The sequence below is a fragment of the Flavivirga abyssicola genome, from assembly GCF_030540775.2.
Taxonomy (GTDB): Bacteria; Bacteroidota; Bacteroidia; order Flavobacteriales; family Flavobacteriaceae; genus Flavivirga; species Flavivirga abyssicola.
In genome coordinates, this window is the sequence record NZ_CP141266.1 from 762716 (window position 1) to 773505 (window position 10790).

General features: G+C 33.8%; 8 protein-coding genes. All 8 read right to left on the minus strand.

Annotated features, from left to right (window positions below):
* Window positions 1-66: 66 nt before the first annotated feature.
* Window positions 67-2070, minus strand: a complete 2004-nt coding sequence (gene ftsZ, locus Q4Q34_RS03000) for a cell division protein FtsZ (RefSeq protein WP_303317025.1) — start codon at window positions 2068-2070, stop codon at window positions 67-69.
* Between the two features lie 104 nt (window positions 2071-2174).
* Entirely contained in the window at window positions 2175-3488 is a 1314-nt protein-coding gene (gene ftsA, locus Q4Q34_RS03005; RefSeq protein WP_303317024.1) for a cell division protein FtsA, read from the minus strand.
* 3 nt (window positions 3489-3491) lie between these two features.
* Complete coding sequence (locus tag Q4Q34_RS03010) at window positions 3492-4184, minus strand: cell division protein FtsQ/DivIB (RefSeq protein WP_303317023.1); 693 nt, start codon at window positions 4182-4184, stop codon at window positions 3492-3494.
* A gap of 16 nt (window positions 4185-4200) precedes the next feature.
* The gene (murC, locus tag Q4Q34_RS03015) at window positions 4201-5553 is read right to left on the minus strand and encodes a UDP-N-acetylmuramate--L-alanine ligase (protein WP_303317022.1); all 1353 of its coding nucleotides are present in this window, start codon (window positions 5551-5553) and stop codon (window positions 4201-4203) included.
* Window positions 5554-6660 carry an undecaprenyldiphospho-muramoylpentapeptide beta-N-acetylglucosaminyltransferase gene (gene murG, locus Q4Q34_RS03020; RefSeq protein ID WP_303317021.1) on the minus strand — a complete coding sequence of 369 codons (1107 nt, stop codon included), beginning with the start codon at window positions 6658-6660 and terminating at the stop codon, window positions 5554-5556. It lies immediately after the preceding gene.
* 128 nt (window positions 6661-6788) lie between these two features.
* On the minus strand, window positions 6789-7982 hold the full coding sequence (locus tag Q4Q34_RS03025; protein ID WP_303317515.1) for an FtsW/RodA/SpoVE family cell cycle protein: 1194 nt from the start codon (window positions 7980-7982) through the stop codon (window positions 6789-6791).
* Between the two features lie 100 nt (window positions 7983-8082).
* Window positions 8083-9414, minus strand: coding sequence for a UDP-N-acetylmuramoyl-L-alanine--D-glutamate ligase (gene murD, locus Q4Q34_RS03030; protein WP_303317020.1), 1332 nt, complete (start codon window positions 9412-9414; stop codon window positions 8083-8085).
* 134 nt (window positions 9415-9548) lie between these two features.
* Window positions 9549-10790, minus strand: a complete 1242-nt coding sequence (mraY, locus tag Q4Q34_RS03035) for a phospho-N-acetylmuramoyl-pentapeptide-transferase (protein WP_303317019.1) — start codon at window positions 10788-10790, stop codon at window positions 9549-9551.

Here is a 10790-nt window from a genome sequence, read left to right on the forward strand (position 1 = left end):
AATAAAAAACCCGAAAAGCTGAGGGGTGCTTTTCGGGTTCATAACAAAATTAGGCCAGTGTTCTGTTTAATCCACGTTATCGTGTAAAAACGAATTATTGCTTCTTAATTGTATATCATCATTATCGTCCAATCCTATACTCGTCCTAGACATATCTGTTTCTGAAGAATGTTTAGCTTCATTTAAATCAACTCCTTGACGTTTATAAGCAGGTTCTTTTTCTATATCATCAATCTTTGCGTTGTTGAATTTATAATTAAAGTCCTTCATTTTACGTCTACGTTCTTCAGCCCGCTCTTTAAGTAACTCAGAAATTGGTGTATTTATTGGATCAATTTCTTCTGTTGTTTCTTCTTTTAAAGCAGGTTCATCTTTCGTAACCTTTTTTTCAAAAACAACATCACTATCTACTTCTTCCAAAACTTCATTAGATGCCGTTTTCTTTTTGTTAATTGAAGATTCTACCTCAACATAATCATCCAGCGCATAACGGATATCTCCATTTTCACTAGTTTCTGTAACAGGAACAACCTCTACGTAGTCATTCACTGGTATTTTTTTGATATCATCATCGGCTAATTGATGAGAAATAATATCTTCTTCTTTTGTCTCTTGATTATCATCTTCTGATGACAACGGTAAGTCAAAAGTTAAAGTAATTTGTTGCTCTTCTTCAATATAATCTGAAATAATTTCAACATCGGTAATATCTTCAACATCATCAGACATTCTTGTAACTGGTTTAATGATAAAATCTTCATCATCATCTTCCAAATTAGCAGTCACTTCCTCATAGACTACATCAATATTTTTAATAATTTCTGATGTTGGTATGAGGTCTATATTTTTAGTAGAGTCAACTGATTTTTGTTTGTCTATTGGACGTTTTTTTAAACTGTCGTTCTCTTCTTCATCTTCAGTGTTTAAATCTAAAGTATGACGAACTATTGGTGGTTCCTTCTTCTTTTCCAACTCAATGACCGGTGCAATAATTGCTGGTTCTTTTTCTTTAGGGTTCAAATCCTGATCTTCACTAAGCGAGTGTACTACCTTTTTAGTTTCTGTATTGGAAATTTCATCTTGTTGTTCAATATTAAATCCGGTTGCAATAATAGTTACAGCAATAGATTCTTCTAGAGACTCATCTTCACCAACACCCATAATAATATTGGCGCCATGTCCTGCTTCATTTTGAATGTGATCGTTGATCTCTCCTATTTCGTCAATAGTAATTTCCTGAGAACCAGAAACAATTAACAACAATACATTCTTAGCTCCTGTAATTTTATTATCGTTTAATAATGGTGAATCTAATGCTTTGCGAATGGCATCTTGAGCGCGATTTTGGCCTGAAGCCAAAGAAGACCCCATAATAGCTGTTCCACTATTACTCAATACTGTTTTGGCATCACGTAAATCAATATTTTGTGTGTAGTGATGTGTAATAACTTCAGCTATACCACGAGCAGCCGTAGATAGCACTTCATCAGCTTTAGAGAACCCTGCTTTAAAACCAAGATTACCATAAACCTCACGAAGTTTATTATTATTTATTACTATTAAAGAATCTACAACATCTCTTAACTTTTCAATCCCTTTTTGAGATTGCTCAATACGCATTCTGCCTTCAAACTGAAATGGCATGGTTACAATACCAACTGTTAAAATGTCTAATTCTCTAGCCATTTTAGCAATTATAGGAGCAGCTCCTGTACCTGTACCACCACCCATTCCAGCGGTTATAAATACCATTTTTGTATTAGAATCCAACATTTGAGAGATATCATCGAAACTCTCAACGGCCGATTGTTCTCCTATATCTGGATTTGCACCTGCTCCTAACCCCTCGGTTAGGTTTACACCTAATTGGATTTTGTTAGGAACACCGCTATTCTGAAGTGCTTGCGCATCGGTATTACATATGTAAAAATCAACACCCTTAATACCTTGCTGGAACATGTGATTAATAGCATTACTGCCTCCTCCTCCAACACCAATAACTTTAATAACATTTGATTGATTTTTAGGCAAATCAAATGCAATGCTTTCGAATTCTTCTTTGCTGCTCATAAATTCTATTTTACTGAGGTTTTATACTTTATTTTTTAATTCAATGGATTATCTCTATATGCTTTTATTAAAATGATCTGTTAAACCATTTTAATACACTCATTCTACTCTGCGTTATCTAAAAAATCTTTAACGCGCTCGGTTAACTTATCTAAAAAAGAACGGCGCTCTTTCACTGGTTGTTCTTTAATGTCTTCAATTGGTTTTTCTTCTTCGGTTTCTTCAACAGCATGCTCATCTTGCTCTAGCTTTTTTCTTTCCTGACGTTTTAAACCATCTAAAACCAGCCCTACGGCTGTTGCGTATAATGGACTTGTAATATCGTCATCGCTATCTCCTGCTAAATGCTCATTTGGATATCCTATTCTGGTATCCATTCCTGTTATGTACTCTACCAATTGCTTTAAATGTTTTAACTGGCTACCACCACCTGTTAATACAATACCTGCTATTAATTTTTTCTTTTGCTCTTCGTGTCCATAATTTTTAATTTCAACATATACTTGTTCAACAATTTCAACTACACGAGCATGTATTATTTTTGAAAGGTTCTTTAACGTAATTTCTTTTGGTTCTCTGCCTCGTAACCCTGGTATAGATACTATTTCGTTATCTTTATTTTCTCCTGGCCATGCAGAACCGAATTTTATCTTTAATAATTCTGCTTGTTTTTCAATGATGGAGCACCCTTCTTTTATATCTTCAGTAATCACATTACCTCCAAAAGGAATCACAGCGGTATGACGAATAATACCATCTCTAAAAATGGCTAAATCTGTTGTTCCCCCACCTATATCTATAAGCGCTACACCTGCTTCTTTTTCTTCTTGACTCAAAACTGCATTTGCAGAAGCTAATGGCTCTAATGTGATACCTTCTAAATTCAAACCTGCACTCTGTACACAGCGTCCAATATTTCTAATTGAAGACACTTGCCCCACAACCACATGGAAATTAGCCTCTAATCGGCCTCCGTACATTCCTATTGGCTCCTTAATTTCTGCTTGACCGTCTACTTTATATTCTTGTGGTAATACATGAATAATTTCTTCCCCAGGAAGCATAACCAATTTATGCACTTGATTTATTAATCTATCAATATCTTCATCATCTATAACATGCTCTGAATTTGGTCTTGTTATATAGTCACTGTGTTGTAAGCTTCTAATATGCTGTCCAGCAATACCAACAGTAACGCCCTCTATTTTCATTTCAGCAGAAACTTCTGCTTCTTGAACAGCTTGTTGTATAGATTGAATGGTTTGCGTAATATTATTTACAACACCACGGTGCACTCCTAGACTTTTAGATTTACCTATTCCTAAAATTTCAACTTTACCGTATTCATTTTTACGTCCAATCATGGCCACAATCTTTGTGGTTCCTATGTCTAATCCTACTGCTAAATTATGCTCCATGGCTTATATTTTGGTACATACTACTTGGTTGTCAAACTGCAAATTGACTTTACTATAATTATTTAGTGTTTTCTCTTTCAGATTTTTTTGATAAAACGCCTTTAAATTATTAATCTTTTTATCTAAAAAACTTACATCCCCTAATTGTACTATAAAATTGCAGTGTCTTAATTTTAAAGACACAACTTTATTTATACTTTGATGAATTTCTATCACATTTTTTTTCAAGAATTCATCCTTCATAATTTTAATAGCAATCTTATGAATCCTATTTAAATTATTCTTTTCAACATAACCCGTGACTAATGGTACTCTTGCTGAATAATTATTAGACAATGGCATGTAAGAACCTTCGTCATCAACATAATAAGACGCATTTGTACTTACTCGTGCTATTGGTGTTTTTTGTTCTATTTCAGCATTAAGTGTGCCATTTACAGCAACATACACTTCTGCTGTTTTAATCATTGGATTAGATTTCAGGGTGTTTTCTAGCTCATTCAAATCTAAAGTTTCTTTGGGTACATTTTTAACACCACCATATTTTTGTATTAACAATTTACTAACAGTTTCATTTGTAACGAATAAGTTATTTTCTCCGATAAACGTCACGTTTGGACCTGACACTTTTCTTACAGCATTTCTTTGTGATGCAAAAGCGAACAAAAGGCTTACTAGCACCAATAAAACAAACATCTTTATGTAACCCCAATTAACCCGCAATACTAAATTCTTTTTTAATACGTTTCACTTGTTCTCCAATATCTCCAGCTCCTATTGTTAGTATAATTTGCGCATCACTATCGTGAATAGCAGACAACAATTCTTGTTTACTTACCAACTGCTTATTTTTATTATTTATTTTATTTAATAACCATGTTGATGTTACGCCTTCAATTGGCAACTCTCTAGCTGGATAAATATCTAGTAATATCAATTCGTCAAACTGTGATAAGCTTACAGCAAAATCATCTATAAAATCACGTGTTCTGCTATACAAATGTGGCTGAAAAACAGCCAATACCTTTTTGTTAGGATACATTTCTCTAACAGCTTGATGTACGGCATTAATTTCCTTTGGATGATGTGCATAATCATCTATAAAAACCAAATCATCGGTTTTTATATGATAGGTAAACCTGCGTTTTACACCTTTATAAGAGGCCAAAGCTTTAACAAGCAGAACAGCAGAACAACCGTATTCTAAAGCCATTGCCAAAGCTATTAATGCATTCAACAGGTTATGTCTGCCAGGCAAGCCAAATTGCACATTTTTGAGGATTGTTTTTGGTGTTTTTACTTCAAAAACATAGCGCCCGTTTTCAATTTTTATATTCTGAATTGAGTAATCTGAATGATCCTCTATACCATAAGTAATACCTTGTAACGGCAAACCATTTATAACAAATAATTTCCCATTAGATTTTAATCTTTTTGAGAAATCTTCAAATGATTTTTTTAATTCTGAAGGGTCTCCATAAATATCTAAATGGTCTGCATCCATAGATGTAATACAAGCAAAATCTGGAGATAAGGTCAAGAAAGATCGATCGAACTCATCTGCCTCGACTACAGAAACCTCTGTGCCATTTAATATTAAATTAGAATTGTAATTTTCACTTATTCCTCCTAAAAAAGCAGTTAAAGGCACATCACACTCGTTCATTAAATGCCCCAAAATACTTGTTGTAGTTGTTTTTCCATGAGTACCTGCAACAGCTAAACAAAATGTATTTTCTGTTATTAATCCCAAAATTTGTGAACGCTTTAATACTCGGTATTCATGGGTATTAAAATAGCTTAATTCCAAATGATTCTCAGGAATTGCCGGCGTGTAAACTACCAGTGTTTTTTCAACATCTAAAAAGGAAACAGGAATATTATCTATTGCATCCTCAAAATGAACCTCAATACCCAAAGCGACTAAACTATCTGTTATCTCAGTTTGGGTTTTATCATAGCCCACAACACGTTTATTGTTAGCATGAAAATAACGAGCCAAAGCACTCATCCCGATACCTCCGATACCTATAAAATAAATATTATGTATGTTCCTCAAATTCATTTATTCTTTGTTCAAAAGCTTTACTACTTCGTCCACTATTTGATTTGTGGCATTCACCAATGCCAATTTTTTTATGTTGTCTCCTAATTCTTTTTGCTTTTCAGGAGATGCTACAAGTTGCGAGAACTTGTTTTCAAAATCCACATCCAAATCCGATTCTTTAATTAACATCGCCGCATCATTATCTACAATCGCCATCGCATTTTTTGTTTGATGGTCTTCTGCTACATTTGGAGATGGAATAAAAATAACTGGTTTACCTACTATACACAATTCTGAAACCGAACTTGCTCCCGCTCTAGATATGACAATATCTGCTGCGGCATAAGCAAAATCCATATTATTTAAAAATTCATAAACCTGTACATGCTTTGTATTATTATAAATTTTATACTGCTGATAATACAACTTACCACACTGCCATATTATTTGAATATTTTGCGTATCTAAAAAATCTAGTTTATTCTCGATCAACTCATTCACCCTTCTTGCCCCCAAGCTTCCTCCTAAGACCAATAGTGTATATTTTCCATGCTTTAGATTAAAAAACTCTTTAGCTTCAACTGTTTTACTATCTACATCTAATAAGTCCTGACGTACTGGATTCCCTGTTTTTATAATTTTTTCACTAGGAAAGAAACGTTCCAGACCATCATAGGCCACACATATTTTTTGTGTTTTTTTAGACAATAACTTATTGGTAATCCCAGGATACGAATTTTGCTCTTGTATTAAACTTGGTATTTTATTTGATGCCGCTACATACAACAGTGGTCCACTAGCAAAGCCCCCCGTCCCTATCGCTACATCTGGCTTAAACGATTTTATTATTCTTCTCGCATTCCAAAGACTACTCATTAATTTAAAAGGAAACACCAGATTTTTTAAACTTAGCTTACGCTGAATTCCAGAAATCCAGAGTCCTTTAATATCATATCCAGCTTGTGGCACTTTTTCCATCTCCATTCTATCTTTTGCCCCCACAAATAGAAACTCTGCATCCGGAAAACGAGACTTTAACTCATTAGCAATAGCAATGGCAGGGTAAATATGCCCTCCTGTTCCTCCTCCAGATAATATGATTTTATATGTTTCTTTTTTCGCCACTAATTCACAAATGTTTATTTGAAAAACTCTAAATTCAATCTTAAAACAGTTTTATCTTTTTTTATTTGTTCTATTTTTAGTATTTGTTTCATCTCACAAATCGTAATTCAAAAATCGTAAATCCAAAATCAGATAGTTTCCGATAAAATTTCTAATGGATTATCTTCTTTTAATTCTTGTTCTTTAATTTCTTCTCGTTTAGCACTCACACTTAGAATAATTCCAATAGCCAAACAGGTCATCCAAATTGATGTCCCCCCACTACTTACCAATGGCAATGTTTGCCCTGTTACTGGAAACAACTCTACAGCTACGGCCATATTAATTAATGCTTGAAATACTATTGGCAACCCAACACCTAACACTAAAAGCTTACCAAATATGGTATCCGATTTTTGAGATACAATAACAATTCTAAACAACAACCACATATAAAGAATCATAATTGTTAACCCTCCTATTAAGCCATATTCTTCAATAATAATTGCAAAAATGAAATCTGATGATGATTGTGGCAAGGCATGTTTTTGGATACTTTTACCTGGCCCTACACCAAAAACCCTACCTGATGCTATAGCTACTTTTGCTTTTTCTATTTGATAATCAGCTTCAGTATCTTCGCTATTCGAGTAGTTTTTTATTCTATTTTCCCATGTTGTTACTTTAACATGTAATGGTCCTGTTGTTAATTTGGCAAACATCACAAAGAAGACTAGTGCCAACAAGCCTGAACCTAATATAACGCCTAAATAACGTATGGGATACCCGCCTAAAAAAACCAAGAATATGACCATTAAAAATATAATAGCCGCTGTTGAAAAGTTAGATGGCAAGATCAACGCTAAAACTAAGAATACGGGTATCCAAAGCGGTAAAATGGACTTCTTTAATGTGATATCGATATCTTTAATTTTAGACATGTATCGCGCTACATACACCATAAGTACAACTGATGCAAAAGTTGATGTTTGAAAGGACATACCAACAATAGGTATTTTAATCCACCTGCTAGCGCTAGCACCTCCCATTACCGTACCTTGCAACATCGTAATAATCAACAACACCAAAACTATTGGAATCATAACTAAAGACAAGCCTTTAAAATATCGATATGGTATTTTATGAACGCCATACATAATAGCAAACCCTAAAAACAAATGCATAAAATGCTTTACGAATGCAATAAACGTATTGCCGTTATACTTGACATATGCCAAATCACTTGCAGCACTATAAACAGGTAAAAACGACGCTATAGCCAACAACGTTACTATGGCCCAAATCAATCGATCTCCTTTTATGTTTTTAAATACTGTTTGCATCCCATCTGTCCTATTGGACATCTTCCCTAAGGGAAGAATATTGTTATTTAATTATACTTTATTACTTGTAGATTCCTGCCTTCTCAGGAATGACAAGTGATTATAAATTTCTTACGGCATTTTTAAATTGACGTCCTCGATCTTCATAGTTTTGAAATAAATCAAAACTTGCGCATGCTGGCGATAATAAAACACTGTCTCCTGCTTCTGTAATTTTATAAGCAATTTTCACAGCCTCACTCATAAATTGTGTTTCAACAATAATATCTACCATACCTTCAAAAGTTCTCATTAGCTTTTCATTATCAACTCCTAAACAGATAATGGCCTTCACTTTTTCATTTACAAAAGGAAATAATTCTTCATAATTGTTTCCCTTATCTTCTCCTCCTACAATCCAAACAGTAGGCGAATCCATACTCTCCAACGCATAATATGTAGCATTAACATTAGTTGCCTTAGAGTCGTTTATGTATTGAACTTTATTAATTTTTAAAACCTGTTCTAAACGATGCTCAACGCCCTGAAAATTCTCTAAGCTTTCTCTTATGGTTTGCTTTCTAATTTTAAGTAAATGCGAAACCGTCGAAGCAGCCATAGCATTTTTTATATTGTGTTTTCCCTCTAATGTTAAATTTGTTGTTGGCATAATTATTTGGTTGTTATTTATTGTTATTTTGATCTTATTATCTTCTAAACAAGCACCATTCTCGATGTTTTTTGTTAATGAAAATGGTAATAATGTTGATTGAACTGGGTTATTTTTTAGATGATTTTCTATGACTTTATCGTCTGCATCATAAATCAAATAATCATCTTTAGTTTGATTCATTGCTATTCGGAATTTTGATACGATATATTTCTCAAATTGATAGTCATATCTATCTAAATGATCGGGTGTTATATTAGTGATGACAGCTATATGTGGTTTAAAATTGACGATATCATCTAATTGAAAACTACTAATCTCTAACACATAATTTTCAAAGTCCTCTTCTAAAACTTGTTTAGCAAAACTATCTCCTATATTGCCCGCTAACCCCACATTTAATTCTTGCTTTAAAATATGATGTGCCAAGGATGACGTTGTTGTTTTTCCGTTACTTCCTGTAACCCCAACTATAATAGCGTCAGTGAAATTTGATGCAAATTCAATTTCAGATACCACTAACATTCCTTTATCATGAATTTGTTTTACTAGAGGCGCTTTATCTGGTATGCCCGGGCTTTTCATAACGATATCTGCATTCAGAATTTTATCTTCAGAATGTTTTCCGTCTTCCCATTCAATCTCATTATGTATAAGAACTTGTTTATATGTTTCTTTAATTATTCCTCTATCTGAAACAAAAACATCATAGCCTTTTTCTTTCCCAAGAAGCGCCGTACCAACACCGCTTTCTCCTCCTCCTAATATGACTAAACGCCCCATCCTAAACCCTTCCCCAGAGGGTAATGACTTACCACTCTGTTTTTATCAATTGTTTTTATATAAATTTCTTTTATCACTTTTTTAACTCTATTTCTCTTTTTCACGATTGTGAGATTCCTGCAAAGGCAGGAATTTTATCGTATTTTCAATGTTACAATTGAAAGAATCGCTAACAGAATACCTATAATCCAAAATCGGGTTACAATCTTACTTTCATGGTATCCTGATTTTTGATAGTGATGGTGAAGTGGTGACATTTTGAAAATGCGACGTCCTTCTCCATATTTTTTCTTAGTATATTTAAACCAGCTCACCTGCATGATTACTGATAGGTTTTCAGCTAAAAAGATACCGCACAGCACTGGAATTAGCCATTCTTTACGAACTGCAATAGCTATCACTGCGATTATACCACCAATAGTTAAACTTCCTGTGTCTCCCATAAAAACTTGAGCCGGGAATGTATTATACCATAAGAAGCCTATTAATGCCCCTACAAAAGCAGCGATATAAATCGTAATTTCTTCTACTCGTGGGATATACATGATATTGAGATAATCTGAGAAGATGATATTACCTGAAACCCATGCAAAAATCCCCAAAGTAAGGACTATTATTGCCGAGGTTCCTGCTGCTAAACCATCAATACCATCTGTTAAATTCGCACCGTTTGAAACAGCCGTAATTATAAGAATGGCTATCACAATAAAAATAATCCATGCATACTTTCCTAAACTCGGACTTATCCATGTTACTAAATCTGCGTAATCAAATTCATTTCCTTTTACAAAAGGGATTGTAGTCTTTGTTGATTTTATTTCGTCCTTAAATAATTTTGAAGCTTCCACTTTTGGATTTTCGGCTAAAAGAATTTGTTGCTCAGCCACCGGAAGCTTTTCTTTCATGGTAACATCAGAATGAAAAAACAAAGTTGCCCCAACTATAATACCAAGCCCCACTTGCCCAAGAATCTTAAATCGTCCTTTTAAACCTTCTTTGTCATTTTTGAATTTTTTAATGTAATCATCAATAAAACCAATAACACCCATCCAAAGTGTTGTCACTATCAATAGAATGATGTAAATATTTTCCAGTTTCGCCAATAATAACACAGGAATTAAAGTCGCCAGAATTATAATAACACCTCCCATAGTAGGTGTTCCTGCCTTTTCTTGCTGTCCAGCTAACCCCAGATCTCTAATGGTTTCACCTACTTGCTGTCTTTGCAAAAAACGAATAATCCGTTTTCCATATATTGTTGAAATAAGCAGCGACAAAATCATTGCTAAAGCAGCTCTAAAAGTTAAAAAACCAAAAAGAGTTGCTCCAGGAAATTGAAACTGTTTTTCTAAATAATCGAATAGATAATACAACAT